This window comes from Saccharothrix sp. BKS2 (assembly GCF_047689505.1).
In the GTDB taxonomy this organism is placed as follows: Bacteria; Actinomycetota; Actinomycetes; order Mycobacteriales; family Pseudonocardiaceae; genus Actinosynnema; species Actinosynnema lopnurensis.
In genome coordinates, this window is the sequence record NZ_JAUQOL010000009.1 from 304,449 (window position 1) to 330,698 (window position 26,250).

General features: G+C 71.9%; 18 protein-coding genes. 7 read left to right on the plus strand and 11 right to left on the minus strand.

Going from position 1 to position 26,250, the window contains the following annotated elements:
* Window positions 1–48: 48 nt before the first annotated feature.
* Window positions 49–2,166 (plus strand): discoidin domain-containing protein, encoded by a 2,118-nt coding sequence (locus Q5530_RS21260; protein WP_415364491.1) that lies wholly within the window; start codon window positions 49–51, stop codon window positions 2,164–2,166.
* A 134-nt stretch (window positions 2,167–2,300) separates the two neighbouring features.
* On the opposite strand, the gene Q5530_RS21265 is transcribed toward Q5530_RS21260, so the two are convergent.
* Genes Q5530_RS21265 through Q5530_RS21290 form a run of 6 tightly spaced genes read right to left on the minus strand, consistent with a single transcriptional unit; the run spans window position 2,301 to window position 9,467 of the window.
* A complete protein-coding gene (locus Q5530_RS21265; protein WP_415364492.1) occupies window positions 2,301–3,701 on the minus strand; it encodes a GH1 family beta-glucosidase in 1,401 nt (466 codons plus the stop codon).
* Between the two features lie 45 nt (window positions 3,702–3,746).
* Window positions 3,747–4,751 (minus strand): ABC transporter ATP-binding protein, encoded by a 1,005-nt coding sequence (locus Q5530_RS21270; RefSeq protein ID WP_415364493.1) that lies wholly within the window; start codon window positions 4,749–4,751, stop codon window positions 3,747–3,749.
* Window positions 4,748–5,719, minus strand: a complete 972-nt coding sequence (locus Q5530_RS21275) for an ABC transporter permease (protein ID WP_415364494.1) — start codon at window positions 5,717–5,719, stop codon at window positions 4,748–4,750. The genes Q5530_RS21270 and Q5530_RS21275 overlap by 4 nt, the downstream gene beginning before the upstream one ends.
* Before the next feature lie 3 nt (window positions 5,720–5,722).
* Window positions 5,723–6,703, minus strand: a complete 981-nt coding sequence (locus Q5530_RS21280) for an ABC transporter permease (protein WP_380637009.1) — start codon at window positions 6,701–6,703, stop codon at window positions 5,723–5,725.
* Window positions 6,700–7,812, minus strand: coding sequence for an ABC transporter ATP-binding protein (locus tag Q5530_RS21285; protein ID WP_415364496.1), 1,113 nt, complete (start codon window positions 7,810–7,812; stop codon window positions 6,700–6,702). The genes Q5530_RS21280 and Q5530_RS21285 overlap by 4 nt, the downstream gene beginning before the upstream one ends.
* Window positions 7,809–9,467: an ABC transporter substrate-binding protein gene (locus Q5530_RS21290; protein WP_415364497.1), complete on the minus strand. Its 1,659-nt coding sequence runs from the start codon at window positions 9,465–9,467 to the stop codon at window positions 7,809–7,811. The genes Q5530_RS21285 and Q5530_RS21290 overlap by 4 nt, the downstream gene beginning before the upstream one ends.
* 185 nt (window positions 9,468–9,652) lie before the next feature.
* Between Q5530_RS21290 and Q5530_RS21295 the strand changes: the two genes are divergently transcribed.
* From Q5530_RS21295 to Q5530_RS21315, 5 genes are all read left to right on the plus strand, one after another.
* Window positions 9,653–10,876 carry an ROK family transcriptional regulator gene (locus tag Q5530_RS21295; protein WP_415364499.1) on the plus strand — a complete coding sequence of 408 codons (1,224 nt, stop codon included), beginning with the start codon at window positions 9,653–9,655 and terminating at the stop codon, window positions 10,874–10,876.
* Window positions 10,877–11,152: 276 nt separating this feature from the next.
* Window positions 11,153–13,504: a glycoside hydrolase family 3 C-terminal domain-containing protein gene (locus Q5530_RS21300; protein ID WP_415364500.1), complete on the plus strand. Its 2,352-nt coding sequence runs from the start codon at window positions 11,153–11,155 to the stop codon at window positions 13,502–13,504.
* 4 nt (window positions 13,505–13,508) lie between these two features.
* Entirely contained in the window at window positions 13,509–14,555 is a 1,047-nt protein-coding gene (locus tag Q5530_RS21305; protein ID WP_380637004.1) for a LacI family DNA-binding transcriptional regulator, read from the plus strand.
* A gap of 125 nt (window positions 14,556–14,680) precedes the next feature.
* Window positions 14,681–16,882, plus strand: a complete 2,202-nt coding sequence (locus Q5530_RS21310) for a discoidin domain-containing protein (protein ID WP_415364501.1) — start codon at window positions 14,681–14,683, stop codon at window positions 16,880–16,882.
* A 143-nt stretch (window positions 16,883–17,025) separates the two neighbouring features.
* Window positions 17,026–20,460, plus strand: coding sequence for an NACHT domain-containing protein (locus Q5530_RS21315; protein WP_415364503.1), 3,435 nt, complete (start codon window positions 17,026–17,028; stop codon window positions 20,458–20,460).
* Here the strand turns inward: Q5530_RS21315 and Q5530_RS21320 are convergent.
* Window positions 20,431–21,342: a LysR family transcriptional regulator gene (locus Q5530_RS21320; RefSeq protein ID WP_415364504.1), complete on the minus strand. Its 912-nt coding sequence runs from the start codon at window positions 21,340–21,342 to the stop codon at window positions 20,431–20,433. The two genes, Q5530_RS21315 and Q5530_RS21320, sit on opposite strands and share 30 nt — an antisense overlap.
* Window positions 21,343–21,433: 91 nt before the next feature.
* Here Q5530_RS21320 and Q5530_RS21325 point away from each other — a divergent pair, with 91 nt between their 5' ends.
* Window positions 21,434–21,862 (plus strand): nuclear transport factor 2 family protein, encoded by a 429-nt coding sequence (locus Q5530_RS21325; protein ID WP_415364506.1) that lies wholly within the window; start codon window positions 21,434–21,436, stop codon window positions 21,860–21,862.
* A 70-nt stretch (window positions 21,863–21,932) separates the two neighbouring features.
* On the opposite strand, the gene Q5530_RS21330 is transcribed toward Q5530_RS21325, so the two are convergent.
* The 4 genes from Q5530_RS21330 to Q5530_RS21345 all read right to left on the minus strand — a co-directional run bounded on the left by Q5530_RS21330 (window position 21,933) and on the right by Q5530_RS21345 (window position 26,146).
* Entirely contained in the window at window positions 21,933–22,961 is a 1,029-nt protein-coding gene (locus Q5530_RS21330) for a serine hydrolase domain-containing protein (protein ID WP_415364582.1), read from the minus strand.
* 96 nt (window positions 22,962–23,057) lie between these two features.
* The gene (locus Q5530_RS21335; RefSeq protein WP_415364507.1) at window positions 23,058–24,188 is read right to left on the minus strand and encodes a DUF418 domain-containing protein; all 1,131 of its coding nucleotides are present in this window, start codon (window positions 24,186–24,188) and stop codon (window positions 23,058–23,060) included.
* Between the two features lie 93 nt (window positions 24,189–24,281).
* Complete coding sequence (locus tag Q5530_RS21340) at window positions 24,282–25,388, minus strand: DUF6923 family protein (RefSeq protein ID WP_415364508.1); 1,107 nt, start codon at window positions 25,386–25,388, stop codon at window positions 24,282–24,284.
* Window positions 25,385–26,146: a hypothetical protein gene (locus Q5530_RS21345; protein WP_415364509.1), complete on the minus strand. Its 762-nt coding sequence runs from the start codon at window positions 26,144–26,146 to the stop codon at window positions 25,385–25,387. Before Q5530_RS21345 ends, Q5530_RS21340 begins: the two co-directional genes overlap by 4 nt.
* Window positions 26,147–26,250 lie beyond the last annotated feature (104 nt).

Here is a 26,250-nt window from a genome sequence, read left to right on the forward strand (position 1 = left end):
GAGAGCGCTCTCCCGCACGTCAACCCACTCGATCCGGCAGGAGACGCCATGTACCGCCTCCGATCCGCCGGCGCGGCGGTCGCGCTGCTCCTGGGACTCGCACTCGTCCCGGGCACCGCGACCGCCGCGCCGGTCCTGCTCTCGCAGGGCAAACCCGCCACCGCGTCCTCGACCGAGGGCGCGGGCACACCCGCGTCGGCGGCCGTCGACGGCGACGCGGGCACCCGCTGGGCCAGCGCCTGGAGCGACCCGCAGTGGCTGCGCGTCGACCTCGGCGCCACCTCGACCCTGAGCCGCGTGGAGCTGGACTGGGAAGGCGCCTACGCCACGTCGTTCCAGCTCCAGGTGTCCGGCGACGGCAACGCCTGGACCACGGTCCACACCACCGCGAACGGCACCGGCGGCCGGCAGGGCTTCGACGTCACCGGCTCCGGCCGCTACGTCCGCGTGCACGGCACCCAGCGCGCCAACGGCTACGGCTACTCCCTCTGGGAGTTCCGCGTCTACGGCACGCAGGGCACCGGCCCCCAGCCCGGTGGCGGCGTCCGCGTCACCGGCTCGCAGGGCAACTGGCAGCTCACCGTCGACGGTCAGCCGTGGACGGTCAAGGGCCTCACCTGGGGCCCGCCCGCCGCCGACGCCGCCCGCTACATGCCCGAGCTGAGGTCCATGGGCGTCAACACCCTGCGCACCTGGGGCACGGACGCCTCCACCCGCCCGCTGCTCGACGCCGCGGCCGCCAACGGCCTCCGGGTCATGAACGGCTTCTGGCTCCAGCCCGGCGGCGGCCCCGGCTCCGGCGGCTGCGTCAACTACCTCACCGACACCGCCTACAAGACCGACATGCTCGCCACCATCCGCCAGTGGGTGACCACCTACAAGGACCACCCCGGCGTGCTGATGTGGAACGTCGGCAACGAGTCCATCCTCGGCCTCCAGAACTGCTACTCGGGCACCGAGCTGGAGAACCAGCGCGTCGCCTACGCCCGGTACGTCAACGAGGCCGCGCTCGCCATCAAGGCCATCGACACCAACCACCCGGTGACCAACACCGACGCGTGGACCGGCGCGTGGGCCTACCTGAAGGCGCACACGCCCGCGCTCGACCTGTACTCGGTGAACTCCTACGGCAACGTGTGCAAGGTCCGCGACGACTGGGTGGCGGGCGGCTACACCAAGCCGTACCTGCTCACCGAGGCGGGCCCGGCCGGCGAGTGGGAGGTGCCCAACGACGTCAACGGCGTGCCCAGCGAGCCCACCGACGTGCAGAAGCGCGACGGCTACACGCAGGCGTGGAACTGCATCACCGGCCACCGGGGCGTGTCGTTCGGCGGCACGCTGTTCCACTACGGCACCGAGTACGACTTCGGCGCGGTGTGGTTCAACCTGACCCCGGCGGGCAAGAAGCGGCTGTCGTTCTACGCGGTGCAGCGGGCGTTCGGCGGCGCCACGCCGGCCAACACCCCGCCGGTGATCTCCGCGATGAACCTGCCCACGTCGGTCCCGGCGGGCGCGCGGCTGGACGTCGACGTGGCGGCGAGCGACCCGAACGGCGACCCGATCACCTGGTCGGCGGCGTTCAACTCGAAGTACATCGACAACAGCGGCGGCCTGGCCGCCATCCCGGTGCAGGTCAACGGCAACCGGCTGACCGTCACCGCGCCCGACCGGCTGGGCGTGTGGAAGGTGTACGTGACGGCCGAGGACGGCCGGGGCAACATCGGCATCGAGACCAGGTCGGTCCGGGTCGTCGCGCCGCGGCCGACGGGGGTCAACGTCGCGCAGGGCAGGCCCACCACCGCCTCGTCCTACCAGCAGGTGGGCGACGGGGCGCCGTTCCCGCCGGGCAACGCCACGGACGGCAACGCGGTCACCCGCTGGGCCACCGACTGGTCCGACCCCCAGTGGCTGCGGGTCGACCTCGGCGCGGTGACCACCTTCCAGCACGTGCAGCTGGTGTGGGAGGGTGCGTTCGGCCGAGCCTACGAGATCCAGGTCTCCGACGACGGGAACACCTGGCGGACCGTGCACGGCACGACCACCGGTAACGGCGGGGTCGACTCGATCGACGTAACGGCGAGCGGCCGGTACGTCCGGCTGCACGCCACCCAGCGCGGCACCGGGTGGGGTTACTCGCTCCACGAGTTCGGCGTCTACCGGCGCTGATCCGACAAGACGGGCGGTGGCCGGGAGGAGTGGGTCCTCCCGGCCACCTGCCTTGTGCGCGTCCCGGGAGTGGGTTGCGCGCACGAAGAGGGGCGTCCCGCGTCACGACCGCGGGGCGCCCCTCACTGCTCGGATCAGCTGCCCCGGACCCGGCGGATGGTGTCCCGGTACCAGAGCGCGCTGCTCTTGGGCGTGCGCACCTGGGTGGCGTAGTCCACGTGCACCAGGCCGAACCGCTTCTCGTAGCCGTAGGACCACTCGAAGTTGTCCATCAGCGACCACGCGAAGTACCCGCGCACGTCCGCGCCCAGCTCACGGGCCTTGGCCACGGCCGCGATGTGCGACTCCAGGTAGGCGGTGCGGTCGTCGTCGCGGACGAAGCCGGTCTCGTCGGCCTCGTCGTCGAACGCCGCGCCGTTCTCGGTGATCACCATCGGCACGCCGGGGTACTCCCGGCCGAGCTGCACCAGCAGCTCGGTGAAGCCCTCGGGGATGATCTCCCAGTCCATCGCGGTCACCGGCAGGCCGAACCGCACGGTCCGGTCCACGGGCAGCCCGTCGGCGTCGGTGGTGTTGCCCTGCTCGTCGACGCCGGAGAACCTGTGGCTGGAGTAGTAGTTCACGCCCAGCACGTCGATGGGCTGCCGGATGATCTCCAGGTCGCCGTCCTGCACCGGGATCGCCACGCCCCGCCGCGCCAGGTCGGCCACCACGTCCTCGGGGTAGTGGCCCTTGACCAGCGGGTCGAGGTAGATGCGGCGGGACAGGCCGTCCGCGCGGCGGGCCGCCTCGCGGTCGACCTCGCTGTCGGTGGCCGGCGAGGAGTGGCTCATGTTCAGCGTGATGCCGAACTCGGTCGGCTCGGTGGCCGCCTCGCGCATCCGCTGCGTGGCCAGGCCGTGGCCGAGCAGCAGGTGGTGCACGGCGTGGATGGCCGCGCCGAAGTCCTGCCTGCCGGGGGCCTGGCGGCCCTCGTAGTAGCCGAGCATGGCCGAGCACCACGGCTCGTTGAGCGTGGTCCACTCGCGCACCCGGTCGGACAGGGCGTCGAAGACCAGCATCGAGTAGTCGGCGAACCGGTAGGCGGTGTCGCGGGCGGGCCAGCCGCCCGCGTCCTCCAGCTCCTGCGGCAGGTCCCAGTGGTACAGCGTGACCCACGGGTCGATGCCCTTGGCGAGCAGCTCGTCCACCAGCCGGTCGTAGAAGGCGAGGCCGGCGGGGTTCACCGGGCCCCGGCCGCCCGGCTGCACCCGCGGCCAGGCCACGGAGAACCGGTAGGTGTCCACGCCGAGCGAGCCGATCAGCGCGACGTCCTCGGGCATCCGGTGGTAGTGGTCGCAGGCGACGTCGCCGTTGTCGCCGTCGTGGACCATCCCGGGGGTGCGGCAGTAGGTGTCCCAGATGGACGGTGTGCGACCGTCCTCCTCGTGGGCCCCCTCGATCTGGTACGCGGAGGTCGCCACGCCCCAGCGGAACGAGGCGGGCAGCGTGTCGATCGCGGGGTCGAGCCCGACGGTCGGCGCCGTGGTGTCCATGGATCTCCTCAGGAGGTCTTCGACCGGGTTGTCGTGGACCCGGTCTCAGAACCCGTCGTCGTGAACGGGGTGCAGCCAGCAGGCCACGGTGCGGCCGGGTCCCACGTGGTCGTGGGGCACGCCCAGCACCGGGACCTCCACACCGCAGCGCTCCATTGCGTGCGGACAGCGTGGGTGGAACGAGCAGCCCGACGGCATGGCCCTCAGGTCGGGCGGCGAACCGGGGATGCCGGTCAGCTCGCGCTTGGGGCCGCGCAGGGCGGGGAAGGAGTTCAGCAGCCCGTGGCTGTAGGGGTGCTTCGGCTCGCGGTAGAGCTGGGCGGAGCTCGCCTCCTCGACGATCCGCCCGCCGTACATGATCGCGATCCGGTCGGAGAACTCGACCAGCAGGGACAGGTCGTGGGTGATGAACACGACCGAGAAGCCCAGCCGCTCGCGCAGCTCGACCAGCTGGCGCAGGATCTGCCGCTGCACCACCACGTCCAGCGCGGTGGTCGGCTCGTCCATGACGACGACCTTCGGCTCCAGCGCGAGCGCCATGCCGATCATCACGCGCTGGCGCATCCCGCCGGAGAGCTGGTGCGGGTAGCTGTCCAGCCGGTCGGCGGCGATGCCGACCAGGGACAGCAGCTCGCGGGCCCTGGCCAGGCGGGACGCGCCGGTGCTGCGCGGGTCGTGCGCCCGGATCACGTCGGTGAGCTGGGTGGAGACGCGCTGCACCGGGTTGAGCGAGTTCATCGCGCCCTGGAACACGATCGCGGTCTCCGCCCAGCGGAACCGCCGCAGCTCCGCCTCGGTCATGCGGAGCACGTCCACGGGGCCGTCGTCGGTGTGGAAGAGCACCTCGCCGCCGCGGACGACGCCCGGCGGCGGCAGCAGCCTGGTCAGGCCGTAGGCGAGGGTGGACTTGCCGCTGCCGCTCTCCCCCGCGAGGCCGAGCACCTCGCCCCGGTGCAGGGTGAGGTTGACGTCGCGGATCGCGTGCACGGCGTCGTCGCCGAGGCCGTAGTCCACGTCGAGGCCGCGGATCTCCAACACGGCGTCGGTCACTTGGTCTCCTTGCCGAGCACGGGCGTGAAACCGACGCGCATCCGCACGGTGCGGCCGTCGGCGGTCTTGACGCTGGTCTTCCCGCCGCCGCGCAGCCGGGGGCTGACGAACTCGTCGATGCCGAAGTTGACCAGCGACAGGGCGGTGCCCAGCAGCGCGATGGCCAGGCCCGCGGGCACGAACCACCACCACGCGCCCTGGCCGAGCGCCTGCTGGCTCTGGGCCCAGTACAGGACCGTGCCCCAGTTCCAGCCGCTGCCCGCGCCGACGCCGATGAACGCCAGCGTGATCTCCAGCGTGACCGCGAAGATGACCGTGCCGACGAAGCCGGAGGCGATGACCGCGGTGAGGTTGGGCAGGATCTCGAACAGGATGATCCGCCAGGTCGACTCGCCGGTGGCGCGCGCGGCCTCCACGTAGTCGCGGCGGCGCAGCGAGAGCGTCTGCGCCCGCAGCACCCGCGCGCCCCACGCCCAGGAGGTCAGGCCGATGAGCAGCGCGATGGTGAGGGTGCCGGTCTCGGGCAGCGTGGACGTGATGATGATCATCAGCGGCAGCGCCGGGAGCACCAGGAACACGTTCGACAGCGCGGACAGCACCTCGCTGCCCGCACCGCCGAGGTAGCCGGAGGTCACGCCGACCAGCACCGACAGGATGGTGGCGACGACGCCGGCCACGAAGCCGACGACGATGACGCTCTGGGTGCCCACGATGACCTGGCTGAAGATGTCCTGGCCGAGGTGGGTGGTGCCGAACCAGTGCGCCGTCGACGGCGGCTGGAGCAGGTCGTTGCTGCGCGCCGACGGGTCGTACGGGGCGATCCACGGCCCGATGACCGCGATCAGCGCGAAGAAGCCCAGGAGCACCAGGCCGACGGTGGCCTTGGGGTTGGCCACGAACCTCAGCCGGCGGCGCTTGGGCGGCGTCGCGACCGGGGTCGCGGCGGCGGTGGTGGGGACGACGGTCACGGCTCAGCCCTCCCGTCGGGTGCGCGGGTCGAGCGCGAGGTAGGCCACGTCGGCGAGGAAGTTCGCCAGCAGCACGGACAGCGTGATGATGAGGAAGATGCCTTGCATGAGGGGGTAGTCCTTGGCGCCGACCGCCTGGAACAGCTGGAGGCCGAGCCCCGGGTAGGAGAACACGATCTCGACCAGCAGCGTGCCGCCGACGATGAAGCCGAGCGAGAGCGCGAAGCCGGAGACGTTGGGCAGCAGCGCGTTGCGGGCCGCGTAGGCCACCATGACGCGCCGGTCGGACAGGCCCTTGGCGTGCGCGACGGTCACGTAGTCCTCGGAGGCCACCGTGACCATCATGTTGCGCATGCTCAGGATCCAGCCCGCCATCGAGGAGACCAGGATGGTGAACGCGGGCAGCAGGCCGTGCCGCAGCACGCTGCCGATGAACTCCAGGTCCGGGTTCGGCACCAGGCCGGAGTCGTAGGCGCCGGACGCCGGGAAGAAGCTGCCGGGCCCGCTGAGCAGCGCGATGGCGATCAGCCCGAGCCAGAAGTACGGGATGGACGACAGGAACGTGGTCACCGGGATCAGGGCGTCGGCCCAGGAGCCGCGCCGCCAGCCGATGCCCGTGCCCAGGGCCGTGCCGATGAGGAAGCCGAGCACGGTGGTGACGCCCACCAGGCCCAGCGTCCACGGCAGGCCGTCGCCGATGACCTGCGACACCGGGGACGGGAAGTAGGTGAACGACAGGCCCAGGTCGCCGCGCAGCAGCTGGCCCAGGTAGGTGAAGTACTGGTCGAGCAGGCCGGCGTTCTTGTCCAACCCGAACAGGACGTAGAGCGACTGCACGGCCTCGCTGGTCATCTGGCCGCGCGAGCGGGTGATCAGCGCCTGCACCGGGTCGCCGGGGATGAGCCGCGGGATGAAGAAGTTGATGGTGATCGCGGCCCACGCGGTGAACAGGTAGAACGCCAGGCGCTTGAGGATGAAGCTCACAGCACCTCCTCGCCGGTCCGGGCCTCGACGACGCGGAGCTTCGTCCGGGCGGTCTCCGACAGGTCCTCGCCGTAGAGCCAGCAGGCGGCGAAGTGGCCCGGTCCGTCGCCGAGGGCGAACCTCGGCGGCACCTGCTCCGCGCAGACCCTCATCGCGTGCGGGCAGCGCGGGTTGAACCGGCAGCCGGGCGGCGGGGTGATCAGCGAGGGCGGTTCGCCGGTGCCGCCGTCCTTCTCCTCCGCGGCGGGCCGGTCGGGGTCCGGCGCCGAGTCGATGAGCAGCTGCGTGTACGGGTGGGCGGGCCGCTGCGTGACGGTCTCGCTGTCCCCGCCCTCGACCACGCCGCCCGCGTACATCACGAACGTCTCGTCGGCGAAGTAGCGGGCCGAGGCGATGTCGTGGGTGATGTAGAGGATCGCCAGTTCCAGGCGCTCCTTCAGGTCGCGCAGCAGGTTGAGCACGCCGAGGCGGATCGACACGTCGAGCATCGACACCGGCTCGTCGGCCAGCAGCACCTCGGGGTCCGCACCCAGGGCGCGGGCGATGGCCACGCGCTGGCGCTGGCCGCCGGACAGCTCGTGCGGGAACTTGTCGACGTACCGCTCCGGCGGCGTGAGCTGCACGCGGGTGAGCAGGTCGGCGAGGGCGCGCTCCAGCTCGGCGGGCGTGCTGCCCGCGTTGCCGTGGATCTTCAGCGCCCGGGTGAGGTGGTAGCGCACGGTGTGCACGGGGTTCAGCGAGGCGAACGGGTCCTGGAAGATCATCTGGACCCGCTTGCTGTACGCCCGGAAGCGCTTGCCACCCCTGGTGTCGACCGGCTCGCCGTGCAGCCGGACCGCGCCGGAGGTCTGGGGGTAGAGCTGCGCCAGCAGGCGGGCCACCGTCGACTTGCCCGAGCCGGACTCGCCGACCAGCGCGGTGACCCGGCCGCGGTGCAGCCTGAGCGTCACGTCCTCGACCGCGCGCACGGAGCGCGCGGCCCGGGACAGCAGCTCGCGCCCGCGCTTGCGGACCGGGAAGTGCTTGGTCAGGCCATCGGCCTCCAGGACCACCCCGGAAGACGGGGGTGGGGTGGTCCCGGAGGCCGACGGTGCGGCGCTCTTCGTCATGCGGCCGGCTTCAGGTGCAGGACGACGTCGAGCGCGTTCTCCAGCGTGGGTTGGGCGGGCGCGTACGGGTTGGACTCGTCCGGCCAGCCGATCCAGTTCTTGGTGCTGTACTGGCCGCCCGCGTTGGCCGCGGAGGTGATGGCGACCGGCATGTCGCGGACGTGGATCTGCTGGATCTTGTGCAGCGCCGCGGTCCGGGCGGCGTCGTCGGCGGCGTTGGCGTACTCGTTGAGCAGCGCCGTGGCCTCGGGGTTCTCGTAACGGCCGTAGTTGCCGTTGATGCCGCCCTCGCCGACCGGCTTGTACAGCGCGCCGTCCATGATGTTCTGGTAGATGTCGTACGGCGTCGGACCGTTGTTGGTCCAGTGCAGCGCGGCCTGGAAGTCACCGGTGTCCAGCGCCTTGGTCCAGGAGTCGGCGTTCGGCAGGTCGACGGTCGCCTGGATGCCGATCTCGGAGACGTTGTCCTTGATGATCTCCAGGTTCGTCACGTAGTCCGACCAGCCGGAGGGCACGGTCATCTTCAGCGTGACGGGCTGGCCCGACGGGTCCTTCAGCGTGTCGCCGTCGAAGGTGAAGCCGTTGTCGGTCAGCTCCTTCTTGGCGGCCTCGACGTCGACCGTGACGATCCGGTCCTTGAACTCCGGCGCGAGGTAGGAGGTGCCGGCGGGCGTCGGGATGCCGGTGATGTTGTCGACCTTCGGGTAGAAGTACCCGGCCTCGCCCTGGGTGAAGATGTCGTCGCGGTTGATCACCATGTTGACCGCGCGGCGCAGCGCCGGGTTGTCCCACGGCTTGACCTTCGTGTTGAACCACAGGCCGTGGATGCCCAGCACCGGCGGGAACCAGAGCTTGTAGTGCTCGGGGTCCTTGGAGGTGTAGACGGCCTCGTAGTTCGGGATGAACACGAAGCTCCACTCGGCCGCGCCGGTGGCCAGGGCGGTGGTCTGCGCGTTGTTGTCGCTGTAGGAGGTGTAGCGGACCTCCTTGACGGCCGGCAGGTCCTGCCAGTACGAGTCGCGCACGGCCAGGGTGACGGTCTGCGGCGTGAAGGTCTTCAGCGTGTACGGGCCGCTGCCGACCGGGCTCTTGACCGTCTCGGTGGTGGGGCTGGCGATCGCGGACCAGATGTGCTTCGGCACGATCAGCTGCTCGAAGATCTTCTTCTGGTTGACGAACTGCGACCGCGGGAAGCCGACCTCCACCTTGTTGCCGGAGGAGGAGATCCGGTCGTAGGGGACCGACTCGATGTTCAGGCCGGGGTTGGCCTTGAGCAGCTCGAAGGTGAACGCCACGTCCTCGGCGGTCAGCGGCTTGCCGTCCGACCAGGTCACGCCGTCGCGGATGGTCAGGGTCAGCTTGCTGTAGTTCTCGGCCCACTCCCACTCGGTGGCCAGCCACGGCTTGAACTTCTCCGTCGGGTTGGTCTCGTTGACCATCGCCAGCGGTTCGAAGATCAGCCGGCGGTAGCCCAGGGAGCTGGCGGCCGACGAGTTGAGGAACGGGTTGTTGTTCTCGGTCTGCGGACCGTTGGGCATGCCGACGTTCAGCACGCCGTTGGCGTCGCTGCTCGCGCCGGGGTTGGAGGTCGAACAGGCTGCCGAGAACAGCAGTGCTGCCGCGACGGCGAGGGCGGACGTTCGCCTGAGTCGCATGGGTTCTCCTTGTCGGGGGCGGGGGGAGAGCGCTCTCGGTGGTGCGGACCGCGGGTGCCATCGCGGCTGGGACGCTCGACGCGTCCTCGTGTCGTTGCAGACCTAACCCCGGTGAGCCAAGTCACGTCAATCACGAACAGGTTACAAACTTAGTCTAATTTTAAGTCGCAAACTAAGGTCGGCCCATGGCCCCGAAGCGCACCACCGTCCGCGACCTGCGTCGCCAGAACCGGGCGACCCTGCTGTCGACGCTGTTCTTCGACGGGCCGTTGAGCAGGTACGAGCTGTCGCGGCTGTCCGGGCTGTCGGCCGCGACGGTGTCGAACGTGACCGCGGAGCTGGTGGAGGACGGGCTCGTGGTCGAGGCCGGTTCGGTGGACTCCGACGGGGGCCGGCCGCGCGTGCTGCTGCGGGTGAACCCGGCGTTCGGGCACGTGGTGGGCGTGGACGTCGGGGAGACCGGGATCAAGGTCGAGCTGTTCGACCTGGGGCTGACCCAGCTGGCCGCGCGCGACCACGCGCTGTCGCCCTCCTCCCCCGCCGCCGTCGCCTCGCTGGTGGCGTCCTCGGTCCGGGACGTGGTCGCGGCGGCGGGCGTCCCGGTCTCGACCGTGCTGGGCGTCGGGGTCGGCGTGCCCGGGACGGTCGAGCAGGGCGCCGCGGCCGTCGTGCACGCGCCCACGATCGGCTGGGACGCGGTGCGCCTGGAGGAGCTGATCCGGGCGGCGGGCGGCACGTGGCCGCTGTACGTGGAGAACGGGGCCAAGACCCAGGGCCAGGCCGAGATGTGGTTCGGCGCGGGACGCGGGGCGCGGCACGTGGTGATAGCCCTCATCGGCTCCGGCGTGGGCGCGGCCGTGGTCACCGACGGGGGCGTCTACCGGGGCGCGACCAGCTCGGCGGGCGAGTGGGGGCACACCACGATCGTCTACGGCGGCCGGCCGTGCCGGTGCGGGGCCCTGGGGTGCCTCGAAGCCTACGTCGGCGCCGAGGCCATCCTCGACCGCTACCGGAAGGCCCGCGGCCGGAACCTCTCCGCCGGCGGCGAGCAGTCCACGGTGGCCGCCCTGATCGCCGCCGCGGCCCACTCCCGGACGGCCGCCCGCGTGCTCGACGAGACCGCCGGCTACCTCGGCGCGGGCATCGCCAACCTGGTCAACCTGTTCAACCCGGAGCGCATCGTCCTCGGCGGCTGGGCCGGCCTGGCCCTGGGCGCGCACCAGCTGGACCGGATCGTCGCCGCCACCCGCGCCCACGCGCTGCGCCACCCGTTCGACCAGATCTCCATCGAACTGGGCCGCTTCGGCCCGGACGCCGTGGCCGTCGGCGCCGCCACCCTCCCCGTGGCCGCCCTCCTGGAGGGCGCCGCCGACCCGCGCAAGTCAACCCCCCGCGCCGACATCGCCTAACCCCTTACTCCCCTTACTCCCTTACCTACTCCCGAGTTGCGAACTCACCCGACCTGAACGTACGACTCGCGCGAGTCGTACGTTCGTGGCCCGCGAGTCGTACGTTCACGACCCCCGAGTTCAGCGTTGGGGCGCGAGTCGAACGTTCGGGACGGGTGTGTCGAACGTTCAGGACCCCCGAGTTCTGCGTTCGGGTGAGCGGGTGGGGAGCATTGACAGGGGTGGGGTGGTGGGTGAGGGTGGTTCGGAGAGCGCTCTCCGAACTAGGGGGACCCGGTGGACGACGTCGAGTTGGACCTGCTGGTGGGCAAGTTGGACCTGGGGCGGAAGGTCCGGCTGCTGACCGGGGCCACCACCTGGCGCACGGCCGAGGAGCCCGACATCGGGTTGCGGGCGGTCGTGATGTCCGACGGGCCGGTCGGGGTGCGCGGCCAGGGCTGGGACGAGCGCAGCACGTCGTTGGCCCTGCCCTCGCCCACGGCGCTCGCCGCGACCTGGGACGCGGGGCTGGTGGAGCGGCTGGGGCTGCTGCTGGCGGCCGAGGCCAGGCGCAAGGGCGTGGACGTGCTGCTGGCGCCGACGCTGAACCTGCACCGGTCGCCGTTCGGCGGGCGGCACTTCGAGTGCTTCTCCGAGGACCCGCTGCTGACCGCCCGCACCGGCGCCGCCCACATCACCGGCGTGCAGCGCGGCGGCGTCGCGGCCACGGCCAAGCACTACGTCGCCAACGACTCCGAGACCGAGCGCCTGACCCTGGACGCCCGGGTCGACGAGCGCACCCTCCGCGAGGTCTACCTCCTCCCCTTCGAGCACGCAGTCGAGGCCGGGGTGTGGGTGGTCATGTCCGCCTACAACGGCGTCAACGGCACCACCATGTCCGAGAGCCCGCTGCTGGACGAACCGCTCAAGGGCGAGTGGGGCTTCGACGGCGTCGTGGTCTCCGACTGGGGCGCGGTCCGCTCCACCGCCGCCTCCGCGAACGCCGGGCAGGACCTGGCCATGCCCGGTCCGGACGGCCCGTGGCGCGACCTGGTCGACGCCGTCGAGCGCGGCGAGGTGCCGGAGAGCGCGGTCGACGCCAAGGTCAGGAGGCTGCTGCGGCTGGCGTCGCGGGTGGGCGCGCTCAACGGGTCCACGCCGACCGCGCCGCGCGTGGAGCGGCCCCTCGACCTGCTGCGCGAGGCGGTCGCCAAGAGCACCGTGCTGCTGCGCAACGACGGCGTCCTGCCCCTCTCCCCCGGCACGACCGTCGCCGTCCTGGGCCCGAACGCCGCCACCGCCCGCATCCAGGGCGGCGGCAGCGCGGGCGTCTACCCCGAGTCGGTCGTCTCCTTCCTCGACGGCCTGCGCGAGGTCGCCGAGGTCACGCACACCCCGGGCGTCTGCCTCGACCACCGCCCCACGCCCCTGACCACCGACGACACCCGCCACCCGGTCACCGGCGAGCCCGGCCTGCTGGTGCGCGTGCTCGACGCCGACGGGGCCGAGCTGACCGCCGAGCACCGCCTGCTGGGCCGCGTGCTCGAGGTCCCGCCGGTCGAGGGCGCGCGCACGGTCGAGGTGCACGGCGTGCTCACCGCGCGCACGGCGGGCGAGTGGCGCCTCTCCGTGGCCGGGTTCGGCCGCCTCACCCTGGACGTGGACGGGGAGCGCGTGCTGGACGAGCACGTGCCGCTGGACACCGACGACCCCGCGGTCATCCACCTGACCCCGCCGCACCGCCAGGTCGTCGCGCGCCTCGGAGCAGGCCAGGAGGTCGACCTCGTCGCCCGGCGCGAGCTGCCGGAGCACACCGGCACCGCGACCGTGCTGGCCGCCGACCCGCCGGAGCCGGACGCGGACGAGGAGCTGGCGCGGGCGGTCGGGCTGGCCCGGGGCAGCGACGTCGCCGTGGTCGTGGTCGGCACCACCGACGAGATCGAGAGCGAGGGCTTCGACCGCGCCTCACTCGCCCTGCCCGGCCGCCAGGACGAGCTGGTCCGGGCGGTCCGCGCGGTCAACGAGCGGACCGTGGTCGTGGTCAACTCCGGCGGCCCGGTGGAGCTGCCGTGGCGCGACGAGGTGGCCGCGGTGCTGCTGGCCTGGTTCCCCGGCCAGGAGGCCGGGCACGGGCTGGCCGACGTGCTGTTCGGCGTCCGCGAGCCCGGCGGCCGGCTGCCGACCACGTGGGCGGCGGAGCAGGCGGACGTGCCGGTGTCGGACGTGCGGCCGCGGCACGGCGTGCTGCGCTACGACGAGGGTCCCGCCATCGGGCACCGGGCCTGGCGTCGCGCGGGGGTCGCGCCCGCCTACTGGTTCGGCCACGGCCTGGGCTACACGACCTGGTCCCACGAGCACGCCGAGCCGACGCCGGGTGGCGTGCTGGTCCGGGTGCGCAACACCGGGCCGCGGGCCGGCCGCGAGCTGGTGCAGGTCTACGCGGCGGACGGCAGGCTGCTCGGCTGGGCCCACGCCGAGGCGGGTCCCGGCGAGGCCGTCGAGGTGGCCGTCGAGCTGCCCGACCGGGTGTTCCGGCGCTGGACCGCGCACGGCTGGGTGGTCGACCGGGACACGGACCTGCTGGTCGGGCGCAGTGCCGGGGACACGCCGCTGAGGATCGGAGAGCGCTCTCCGCACGTGGCAGAATGAGCGCATGAGCAGATCGCCGTCGACGCCGCCGCCGACGTTGGAGGACGTGGCACGGGTCGCCGGCGTGTCCAGGGCCACCGTCTCGCGGGTCGTCAACGGCACCCGGAACGTGGACCGCAAGATCCAGGAGGTCGTGCGCGCGGCCATCGACCAGGTCGGCTACGCGCCCAACCGCGCGGCCCGCTCGCTGGTGACCAAGCGGGCCGGGACGATCGCCCTGGTCGTCTCCGGCGCGGGCGAGCAGGGCGAGGAGTCCTCGTTCGCCTCGCAGGTGTTCTCCGACCCGTTCTTCGGCCGGGTCGCCAGCGGCGTGCTGGGCTTCCTGCGCACGCGCGGGGTGCACCCGGTGCTCATGGTCGCCGACACCGAGCGCGCCCGCGAGGACGTGCTGGCGTTCCTGCGGCAGGGCAGCGCGGACGGCGCGCTGCTGGTCTCCACGCACGCCGAGGACCCGCTGCCCGCCCGCCTGGTCGACGCGGAGCTGCCCGCCGCGCTGTTCGCCCGGCCCGCGCGGCCGGTGCCGATCAGCTACGTCGACCTCGACCACCAGGCGGGCGCGAAGCTGGCCGCGGACCGGCTGGTCGAGCGCGGCTGCCGGCAGGTCGCCACGATCTCGGGACCGCTCGACGTCCCGGCCTCGCAGAACCGGTTGACCGGGTTCCGGGATTCGGTGGCACGTCACGGTTTTCCGTACGTCCCGATCGCCGAGGGCGGGTTCACCGCGGCCAGCGGCGAGGCGGCGATGGAGCGGCTGCTGGCCGAGCACCCCGGCATCGACGGCGTGTTCGCGGCGAACGACCTGATGGCGCAGGGCGCGTTGATGGTGCTGCACAAGCACGGCCGCCGCGTGCCGGAGGACGTCGCGGTCATCGGCTTCGACGACAGCAGCCCCGCGCTGACCTGCCGGCCGCGCCTGACCACGGTGCGCCAGCCGGTGGAGGACATGGCCGCGGGAATGGCGCGCCTGCTGCTGGACCACGTGGACGATCCGGCTTCACCGCCCCGGTCGGTCATCTTCGAGCCCGTGCTGGTGGTGCGCGAGTCCGCTTGAGACGTCCGTTGACGTTTTCGCAACCTCGGCGTTACGCTCCGAGAGAGCGCTCTCTCAAGCGCCTCCGGTGCCACGGAGGCAACAGCTCCGGGCCTCTGCCGCCCCTTACCTAGTCAGGTAGGACCATGAGCTCTCCCCGTTCCCGTTTCGGAGTGTTGACCGCCGCGCTGGCCGTTGGCCTCGTGGCGGTCATCAGCCCCCTCTCTCTCCCCGCGCAGGCCGCCGAGTGCGGCACGTCCAACGCGGCGCTGAACCGACCGGCGACCGCGTCGTCCGTGGAGAACGGCGGCACGCCCGCCTCCGCCGCGGTCGACGGCAACACCGGCACCCGGTGGGCCAGCGCCTTCTCCGACCCGCAGTGGATCCAGGTCGACCTGGGCTCCACGCAGCAGGTCTGCCGCGTGTCGCTGTCCTGGGAGGCCGCCTACGGCCGCTCGTTCCAGGTCCAGCTGTCCGACAACGCCTCCACCTGGAACACCGTCTACTCCACCACCACCGGCACCGGCGGCGCCCAGAACCTGACCGTGGCGGCCTCGGGCCGCTACGTCCGGGTGTACGGCACGGCGCGGGCGACCGGTTACGGCTACTCCCTGTGGGAGCTCTCGGTCAACACCGAGACCACCGGCGGGCCGACCATCCCGCCGACCGACCCGCGCAACCCGGACTTCGGTCCGAACGTGCTGGTCTACGGTCCCGGTTACGACCGTGTCGCGATGCAGAACCGGTTGAACCAGATCTCCACCCAGATGAGGACCAACCAGTTCGGTTCCGAGCGGTACGCCGTGCTCTACAAGCCCGGTGTGTACGACGCCGACGTGAACCTGCGCTTCTACACCCAGGTGGCGGGCCTCGGCCTGCGCCCGGACGACGTGCGGCTCAACGGCCACGTGCGCGTCGAGGCGGACTGGTTGCAGCAGGGCGACAACCCGAACAACCTCGGCAACGCCACCCAGAACTTCTGGCGCCAGGCCGAGAACATGTTCGTCAACCTGCCAGCCGGCCAGATCGAGCGGTGGGCCGTGTCGCAGGCGGCGTCGTACCGGCGGATGCACCTCAGCGGCCAGGTCCAGCTGTGGAACGGTGGTGACGGCTGGGCGTCCGGCGGTCTCATCGTGGACAGCAAGATCGACGGCCTGACCGTGTCCGGTTCGCAGCAGCAGTTCCTGACCCGCAACAGCAACCTCGCGGGCGGCTGGTCCGGTTCGGTGTGGAACATGGTGTTCGTCGGCTCGCCGGGCGCTCCCCCGCAGCACTTCCCGAACCCGTCGCACACCACGGTCGACACCACGCCGGTCGTGCGCGAGAAGCCGTTCCTGTACTTCGAGAACAACGAGTACAAGGTGTTCGTCCCGGCGCTGCGGCAGAACTCGCGCGGCACCAGCTGGGAGAACGGCACGCCCGCCGGCCAGTCCATCTCGCTGGCCGACTTCTTCATCGTCAAGCCGGGCACGCCCGTCGCGACGACGAACGCGGCGCTGGCGCAGGGCAAGCACCTGCTGCTGACGCCCGGCGTGCACCGCCTGACCGACACGATCAACGTCACCCGGCCGAACACCGTGGTGCTGGGCCTGGGTCTCGCGACCCTCTCCCCCGACACCGGCAAGCCGGCCATGGCGGTGTCCGACGTGGACGGTGTGAAGCTCGCGGGCTTCCTCGTCGACGCGGGTGTGCAGAACTCCCCCGTGCTGCTCCAGCTGGGCCCGGCGAACTCGTCGGCCTCGCACGCCGCCAACCCGACCTCGATGCACGACGTGTACCTGCGCGTCGGCGGTCCCCAGGCGGGCAAGGCGACGGTCTCGCTGGAGGTCAACAGCGACAACGTGATCATCGACCACACCTGGGTGTGGCGCGCCGACCACGGCACGGGCCCCACGGGCTGGACCGCCAACACCGGGCGCAACGGCGTGATCGTCAACGGCGACAACGTCACCGCGTACGGGTTGTTCGTCGAGCACTACCAGCAGTACAACACGATCTGGAACGGCAACGGCGGCCGCACGTACTTCTACCAGAACGAGCTGCCGTACGACCCGCCGAACCAGGCCGCGTGGATGAACGGCTCGCAGCTGGGCTGGGCCGGGTACAAGGTGGCCGACCACGTCACCACCCACGAGGGCTGGGGCATGGGCGTGTACTCGTTCAACCAGGCCGATCCGAGCATCCGGACGGCGAACGGGTTCGAGGTGCCCAACCGGCCGGGTGTGCGGATGCACGACCTGGTGACGGTGTCGCTGGGCGGGGTCGGCACGATCGACAACGTGATCAACGGCATCGGCGGGGCCGCGAACCTCGCCACGCAGCAGCGGTACGTGGTCGACTACCCGTGAGTTGAGCGCGCGGTCCTCCCCGCCGGGTCCTCCCCGGCGGGGAGTTCCCCCTTTTTTCACGGCCCGGACGACCCGCGAATTGCGGTTCGGCGTCCCGGATCGGCGCTTAAGATCGGCCGACACCACCGGCTGATGGGGTACCCGTGTCGCGTCCCGACCTGTTCACGTACACCGGAGCGCTCCGGGTCCTCGGCAGGTACGAACGGCCCGTGTTCGACAAGGCGGGCGTGGTGGCGGGCGGCGCGATCCTCGCCGCCGGCGGGGGGCTGATCGACCCCAAGAACGAGGCGGTGGCCTCGCTCCGCAGGGTGCTCGACGGCGTGTCGGCCAGGCTGACGGGGTTGTCGGGCGTCAACCGCCAGGAACTCGTGGCCGCCGCGCACACCGTGATCGCGGTCGTGTCGATCTTCGAGGTGTACCGCGACCACCTCGGCCGCCGGTTCGACGAGCTGGAGGTCACCGATCGGGAGAAGTTCGAGGCCCTGGGCGTCGAGCCGTCACCGGGCGGCCGGGAGGTCCGCCGGCTCCAGGCGCTGGCGGCGCTCGGGGTGCCGGCGCCCAGCGCGACCCGGGGCTTCCACGAGAACCTCCGCGGCAGGCTCTCCGACTTCCTCGCCAGGGGGAGCGCGATGGTGGCGGACTTCCTCAACGGGTTGGGGATCGAGCTGTCCGAGCCGCTCCCGGTCGAGGGGATCCGGGCCCGGTACGCGGACCACTACCTGCGGTTGGCCGCGGAGATCCCCGAGTTCCAGGTGTGGACGCTCATCGGTGAGCACTCCGCCACCCGGGCCGAGGTGAGGACCGTGGGCGCGGAGGTGCTCGACGCGCTGTCCGCCCAGTCGACCTCCATGGAGCGGCTGTCGCGGTTGCTGTCGCTGTTCGCCCCGGGTGAGCTGCCGTGGGACCGCGGGTACCGCAGGAAGCTCGAGAACTTCGCCGTGGCGGCCCTCGCCAAACCCCTCCTGCGGACCGGTGCCGACGCCGCGCCCGCGCACGCGCGGTTCCCCTCCGTCGAGCGCGGTTTCGTGGCGCCGGGGTACCGGTTGGCCGTTCACGACGACGGGTGCACACCCTCGTCGGAGGACTGGTGGGCCGAGACCACCGAGGTCAGGGGGGACATCGACGCCTTCTTCGCGGCGCACCTGGCGAGCCCGGACAGCACCGCGCTGCCCCTGCTGGTCCTGGGCCACCCCGGCGCGGGCAAGTCGCTGTTGATGAGCGTCCTCGCCGCCCGGGTGCCCGCTCTCGGGTACACGGTGATCAACGTCCCGCTCCGCAGGGTCAACGCGGAGGACCCCGTGGCGCGGCAGGTCGAGACCGCGCTGAAGGAGGTGCTGTCGGAGCGGGTCGACTGGGGCAGGCTCGCCGACGAGTGCGGGAGGGACAGCATCCCGGTGGTGCTGCTGGACGGGTTCGACGAGCTGGTCCAGGCGAGCGGGGTGACCCAGTCGAACTACATCCGGCAGGTGGCCGATTTCCAGGAGCACCAGAAGGACCTCGGACGCCCTGTAGCGGTGATCATCACCTCTCGTCCGCTGGTCGTGGACCGGGCTCGAATCCCCGACGGGACACCGGTGCTGAAGCTGGAGGCGTTCGACGACGAGCGCGTCGACGAGTGGCTGGGCGCCTGGAACGAGGCGAATGCCCAACTGCCCGGCTTCCGCCCGCTGGCACCGGGACAGGTGCTGCACCACGGGAACCTGGCGAGGCAACCGCTCATCCTCCTGATGCTCGCCATCTACGCCGCCGACCCGGAGAACCCGCTGCCGGACGACGAAGGGCTGTCGAGGGCCGAGCTCTACGAGCGCCTGATCGACTCGTTCGTGCTCCGCCAAGCCCGCGACAAGAGCCGGGTGCGGCCGTCCCGGGAAGAGGTCGGCCGGCGGGTCAGGCTGAGCAAGACACAACTCAGGGTCGCCGCCCTGGCCATGTTCAACCGCGGTCGGCAGTACGTGACGGCGGCGGAGCTGAACCAGGACCTCGCGGCCGTCCTCCGTTCCCCCGAGGCCGTGCAGCGCAGCACCTTCGACGACCCGCTCGGCCAGGCGGACCACACCGTGGAGAAGTTCTTCTTCATCCACTCCGCCGAGGTGAACCGGCACGGCGGTCACCGCCGCACGTACGAGTTCCTGCACGCCACCTTCGGCGAATACCTGATCGCCGAGGTGTCCTTGGCGCTGCTGAAGAACATCCTCGCCAAGGAGCGGCTGCGCGAGTCGGACCCCTTCAGCGGCGCCCGACGGCTCGACGACGGCCTGCTGTTCGCGCTGATCTCGCACCAGGCGTTCACCAAGCGCCGGCCCGTCCTCGACTTCGCGGCCGGGCTGTTCGACGCCGAGGACCGGGAAACCCGAACCGGTCTCCTCGCCGTGCTCGACACCCTGGTCGGCTCGGTCCACGAGCGGGCCGAGCACGACGAACACCCGGGCTACGCGCCCTCATCGGCGCACCTGATATCCCGGACGGCAACCTACTCGGCGAACCTGGTCTGCCTGCGGGTGCTGCTCGGCGACGCGGGCGTACCCCTGAACCGGTTCTTCCCGGACCGGGACGACGAACTCCCCCGGTGGCGCTCGATGGTTCGCCTGTGGCAATCCGGCCTGGACGGGGACGGGTGGGAGAGCCTGCTCGACACCCTGACCCTCGTCCGGCACGACGATGTCCGCCACGTCGCCCGGAGAAAAGACCGACACCGGGGTCACCTGGTCGAAGAGGCACAACTGCTGGAAGACCCGGTGCTCGAGGGAATGGCCCGGGTGGGCAGCTTCTTCGTCGGGCACCGGATCTCCGCGAGCCCCGGCGAACAGGAACTCGTCGGCAAGGTCGCCCAGTGGATCGCCATCACTTCCGGGGTGTCCGGCACAGCCGGCAGCCTGCCGTGGGACATGTACATCCTCGAGGAAGTCCTCGGTGAGATCGAGGCCGGCACGCCCCTGAGCGACACGACCCAGGAAGCCCTGATGTTCGCCTTCTCCAGGGAGGCGTGGAGACTCCCCCGCCCTGTGGTGGCGCGCGCCCTCGAAGCCCTGGACCTGTGGCCCACCCGACCCTTCGAGTTCATCTCCACCCTCTGCTCCCACCCGGAACTGCTGGAGGAGCGAAAGGACCTGACCGGCCGGGTACTGCGCTCTTTGAACAGGGGACCCTCCTACGACTTCGGCCTGCTCATCGCGGCGTGGCTGGCGGACCGAAGGGCGAACAGGGGCATGCCCGGTCTCCACCGACTGGTGGAAGAACTGGGCATGGAGGCACGGAGAAACGCCAGCACGGACTGGGGCAGTGCGTACATCCCGGTCGAGTCCGTCGAGTACCTGGCCGGACCCGACGCCGTCGCCTGGTCTTTCGACAGGCACCTCTTCGCCTCGGTGTCCACCGCGACCGACCGGCTCCTGCGCGGGGTCGAGCCGCGCCACTTCCTCGCGTTGGTCGAGAAATTCACCAGCGGGACCGACGAACCCTCCCCGGAAGAGGAGGACATCAGGCGGTTCATCGGACGCTACCTGGAACAACAGGGGCACGTGGAAGGGATACCGGACCTCCCCACCGCCCTAGAGGTCCTGCGGAGCCTGGTCCGCTGATCGAACGGTCGTCTCCACGAACGCCCGCACCACCTCGCTCCGCGTCTCCGGCACCCACGCCACCGCGATCCGCAGCGGTTCGATGTCGGGGATCGGCCGCCACGCCAGGTCCGGGTGGGCGTAGTACAGCGCCATCGACTCCGGGCCGATGCACACCGCGGCCCCGGTGGCGACCTGCTCCAGCATCTCCTCGACGTTGTCGTTCTCCGGGCCCCACACCGGTTCGCGGCCGTCCGGCCTCGGGTTCACCGCCCACCAGTCGACCCACTCGCGGGGCGCCTTGCGCGTCCACATCAGCGGTTCGTCGCCCAGGTCGGCGATGGACACCTCCGGCCGGGCGGTGAGGCGGTGGTCGCGGGCCAGGGCGACGTACCTCGGTTCGGTCGCCACGACCCTGGCGTGCAGACCGGCGGTGTCCGCGGGCAGCCAGACGAAGGCCACGTCCACCAGGCCCTGGCGCAGGGCGTCGGGTTCGCCACCCCAGTCGAAGCGCTTGGGCTCGATGGTCACCTCCGGCCGGTGGCCGGCGAACGCCGCCCTGGCCCGGCGGGCCACGCTGCCGCCGCCGGAGGCGACGAAGCCGACCCGCAGGACGTTCATCTCGGCGGCCGCGGCGGAGCGGACCACCCGGGTGGTCTCCTGCCAGTCGCGCAGCACGCCGCGGGCGAGGGGGAGCATCTCGGCCCCCGCGACGGTCAGCCGGATCTCCCGCCCGGTGCGCACGAACAGGTCCGCGCCCAGGTCCTCCTCCAGCTGCCTGATCTGCCTGCTCAGCGCGGGCTGGGACACGTAGAGGTCCCGGGCCGCCCCGGTGAAGCTCAGCCGGTCGGCCACGGCCACGAAGTAGCGCAGCACCCGCGTGTCCACGTCGAGGGGACTCATGCCCAAAGGGTATGGGCACGGGTATTGGACCGACGAGGCCGCCGGTGGTGGGGTTGACGGGCCACCAGCCGGGTTGAGGAGGAGCTGACCGGTGTCCCAGGACCACCCCAACGTGGAGCTGATCCGCGCGTACTACGAGGCTTACGCCTCGGGCGACGTCCCCGCGTTGAAGGCGTTCTTCGCCGACGACGTCCGGTGGACGATCCCCGGCCGCCACCCGCTGTCGGGCACGAAGGTCGGCGTCGACGAGGTGCTGGAGTTCTTCGGCCAGCTGGCCAAGGCGGGCTTCCGGGCGGAGCCGCTGTTCCTGGCCGCGGACGGGGACTGGGTCGTCGACCTGCACCGCGGCTGGAGCACGAACCCCGAGGGCCTGGACATCACCTGGGCGCTGGCGTTCCGGATCGAGGACGGCCGGATCGCCGAGGCGGTCAACTTCGCGCAGGACCAGAACGCGGCCGACACCTACTTCTGGGACAACTACCCGCCGGCGGACGTCCGGACCCGGCTGAAGCACGCCTGAACCGAAGGGGGCGCGGGGAGCCGGGTGCCGTCGCGGCCCGTGAGGAGGGGTCCGCGACGGCACCCGGTGGTCACGCCGGGCAGAACACGTCGCTGAACAGCCCGATGACGGCCTCGGCGGGCACCTCGCCCGGCAGCGGGTTGTACGACAGGGTGGCCCGCCTGCCGTCGTCGGAGCGGACGGCGTAGGTGAGGTAGCCGATCAGCTCGCCGCCGTGGCCCCAGACCGACCGGCCGCACGGCAGGTCGTAGCGCTGGAGGCCCAGGCCGTAGGCGAAGATCGAGCCCGTCGGCGTGGTGGTGCGCATCTCGGCGAGGGCCGACGGGCTGGTCAGGCGCCCGCCCAGCAGGGCGTCGAGGAAGCGGTTGAGGTCGCCCGCGGTGGAGATCATCTCGCCCGCGGCCCAGTCCAGCGACGGGTTCATCAGGGTCGCGTCCACCAACCGGCCGTCCACCTCGGTGTAGCCGCGGGCGTGCGGGCGCGGCAGGCCGGGGCGGTCGCCCGGCACGCTGGTGTGCCGCAGGCCCAGTGGCTTGACGATCCGGTCGGTCACCTCGACGCCGTAGGGCCTGCCGGTGACCCGTTCGACCAGCGCGCCGGCCACGACGTAGTTGGTGTTGGAGTAGCGCCAGCTCGTGCCGGGGTCGAAGTGCGACGGGTGGCGGAACGCCTCGTCCAGCAGCTGCCGGGGTTCGTGGTGGCGGAACCGCTCGGCGCCGCGCCAGCGGTTGGTGGACCAGCCCTCACCGTGGGCGTAGTCGTAGAGGCCGCTGGAGTGGGACAGGACCTGTCGCACGGTGATCTCGCCGCCCCGGGGCACGCCGTCGACGTACCGGGCGATCGGGTCGTCCAGGCGCACCCGGCCCTCGTCCACCAGTTGCAGCACGACGGTCGCCACGAACGTCTTGGTGACGCTGCCGATGCGGAAGTGCCCGTCCACGCGGGCCTCGCCGGCCGCGTGCGCCCTCGTGCCGGTGTCGTCCTCCACCCGCACGAGGGCCGCCGAGGCCCAGCGCTGGTCCACCCAGGAGTCGAGCTGGTCGACCGGGGACGCGCCGGTCGCGGTGAGGGCCGCGACCAGCGCCACAGTGTTGATCATCACGGGGTCGACGCTACGGAGGCCCGGAGGCCCGGACCATGGGGCCGGCCTCCGGTTCCGCGGCGGGAAACCGGAGGTCCGCCCCGGGGGAGAACCTCACCCCCGGTCGACCGCCCGGGGCCGGGCGAGCCGCTGCGGCGCCCGGTGGGCGCGGTCCCACAGCGCCTCCAGCGGGCCCCGGGAGAACCTGGTCAGCCACCAGGACGCGCCCACCACCAGCAGGGTGGAGACGGCGAACCAGACGGCGACGGTGAACCAGGGGCCGCCGAAGCGGGTCGCCAGGCCCAGGCCCCACGGGTAGCAGAGCACCGACGCCAGCAGGTTCTGCGCGACGTAGCAGCTCAGCGCGGTCCGACCGACGGCGGCGAGGCCGGCGCGCAGCACGCCCTGCTCCGCCCGCATCCGGTTGACCAGCCAGGTGATGCCGCCCAGCAGGCCGAACGCCACCAGCGGCGCGCACAGGTACCGGTCCACGGCGAACCAGTCCGGGCCGGCCAGGGTGGTGAGCACGTTCAGCGGCACGCCCAGGCCCAGGCCCCAGACCACGAGGCGGCGCTGGAGGCGCAGCCCGCGCGGCGAGTCCTCCAGCGCACCGGCCGCGAACAGCCGCGCGCCCACCAGGAACAGCACCGTGCTCAGCGGCAGCACGAAGAACACCTCGCCGCGGAAGTAGGCGAAGTGCTCGACCCGGACCCGGACCTGCGTCCACCAGCTGTCGACCGGCAGCACCACCCCGTCGTTCAGCTCCACCCCGCCGACGACCAGGGCCAGGGTGACCAGGCCGATCAGGAGCACGTGCACCAGGCCGACGCCGACCAGCCAGGCCGTCACCGCGCGCGTGCTCCGGCCGACCAGGAAGGCGACCGCGACGGACACGACGGCGTAGAACGCGAGCACGTCGAACTCGAAGATCAGCACGTAGTGCAGCAGGCCCTCGACCAGCAGCAGGGCCGAGCGCCACAGGTACCAGCCGGGCCAGCGGGCGCCCCGCCGCAGCGCCGACCGGTGCTGGATGGCCAGCCCGATGCCGAACATGATCGACAGCAGGGCCAGGAACTTGCCGTTCGACAGCATCCGCAGCAGCGCGCCGCCGTCGTCCTCCCCGCCCATGAGGTTGAGGAACCCGGTGGCCCCGTGCGGGTGGGTGAACACCCACGCGTTGGTGCCGAAGGTCCCGAGGATCGCCACCCCGCGCAGCACGTCCAGTGCCGCTGTCCGACCGCTCATACCCCGGAACGTAGGAGCCGAGGTACCCGCGCGGCGTCCCTCGACCGTACCCGCCGGCGTCCTACCTTCGGAGGACGCCGGGTGCGCTGCGGGCTAGCGGCGGCGCATCGCCGACTGCCCCGCGACCGCGCCCATGCCCACGATCAGCAGCAGCGCCACGAGGCCCCAGCGCCGCTGGTCGCGCACGGTGTCGTCGGCCACGACCTCCGCGCCGCCCTGCCGGTCCGGCAGCTCGATGTCGGGCGCCGGCGGGGCGGGCGAGGGCGGGGCCGGTGACGACGGGGTCGGCCCGGGTGGGGTCGGCCGGGGGGCGGGCGGGGGCACGACCGCCGGGTTCGTCGTCGTCGGCGGCGGTCCGGGCGGGGGCGGGGGCGGCGGCACGAGCGGCGGTCGGGTCGTCGTGGTGGGCGACGGCGGGTCGGGCGGGTCCGGTGGGTCGGGTGGGTCCGGCGGGTCCGGCGGGTCGATCGAGGGCGGCGGCGTGTACAGGCAGCTGGACGCGTCGGTGGTGTGCCGCGACGGCCGGGAGGAGATCTCCGTGACCAGGCCCGAGCCGTCCAGGGCGATCCGGTAGAGCGTGCTGCGGCCGTCGTGGCGGTTGTTGGTGGCGTACAGCGAGCCGTCCGGGCTCAGGGTCACCGCGCCGTACGCGCTGCCCGCGGGCAGGCGGCCGACGCCGCGCACCGTGGTCACCCGGCCGGTGTTCGGGTCGATCTTCACCACCTCGGGGCGGCCGTGCCCCCGCGTGGCCACGCCGTACAGCAGGCCGTCGGCGGCGTTGAGGTCGAAGTCGTCCACGGTCAGGCCGTGGGCGGGCCACAGCGACGCCTCGCGCGTGATGCGCCCGAACCCCGGTCCGTTGCGGTTGATGTCGACCGAGTACAGCCACGGGCCGACCCGCACCACCAGCCGCTCGCCCACCACCGCGCCGGCGTCCGCGTGCCGCAGCAGGTACACGGGCTTGGAGGGGGCGCCGACGAGCCGGCCCGAGCGGTCGAGGGAGACCACCCGGCCGTCGTCGTCCACCCCGTACACGAGGTCCTGGGCGTGCGAGTAGCCGATCGCGTTGAGCCGCCGGTCGAGCGTGCCCAGCTGCGTGGCGGCCCCGGTCGGGAAGTCCAGCCGGAACACCGCCGAGGGCCCGTGCCCGGCCTCCACCTGGAGGACGGTGCACGTCGCCTGCGCCAGGAGCTCGATCATCCGAACCGCGCGACGGCCGCCTGGAACGCCTCGGGCGTGACGTCCGCGCCCCCGGCGAACGGGTTCTGGAGCTGGTAGGTGGCGTACAGCAGCAGGGTCAGGGTCGCGGCCAGGGTGGCGGTGACGATGATGTGCGTGCGCAGCTTCGGGCCGCCGCCGAACAGCAGCGGCAGGAACACCGCCAGCACGGTGCCGATGGCCAGCACGAACCAGATGACCGCGGTGACGCCGCCACCGGCCGCGTCGAGCCGCGACTGGCGGGCCTCGTAGACGTCCCACAGCTTCGTGGCGGCCTCGGTCTTGCGGTCGATCTGCCACGTGTCCTCGGCGGGCGCCTCGGCCACCACGCGGCGCAGCCGGTCCAGCTGGTCCCAGCCCGTGTCGGAGGACTCCCGGCCCTCGCGCATCGCGGGCCACTCGTCGTTGATGACCGTGGTGGCGTAGGCGCGCGACAGCGCCCTGACCTCCTCGCCGACGGCCGGGGAGATCGCCTCGCCCGCCCAGGTGGCGGCGACCAGGCCGTCCGCCTCCTGGTAGGAGGCCGCCTCGGCGTCGGCCACCGCGTCGAACAGGGCGATGAGGACGAACGCCACCAGCACGGCGTGCAGGCCCGCCACGATCGTGAAGACCTGGTTGGACGCCTCGCTGTTGGCGTCCCGGGTCTCGGCGTCGCCGTACCGGCGGATCAGGTAGGTCAGCACCGCGGTGGTGAGGGCCGCGCCGCCGACCCACAGCAGACCTATGAGGTAGATGCTCATCCCGGCCCCCGCGAGTCCCGAGAGGCATTCCACAGATCTGCGAATTCCACGTATCGCACCGTAGTCATGAATTCACACTCGATACAAGGCGATTCATCCTTGCG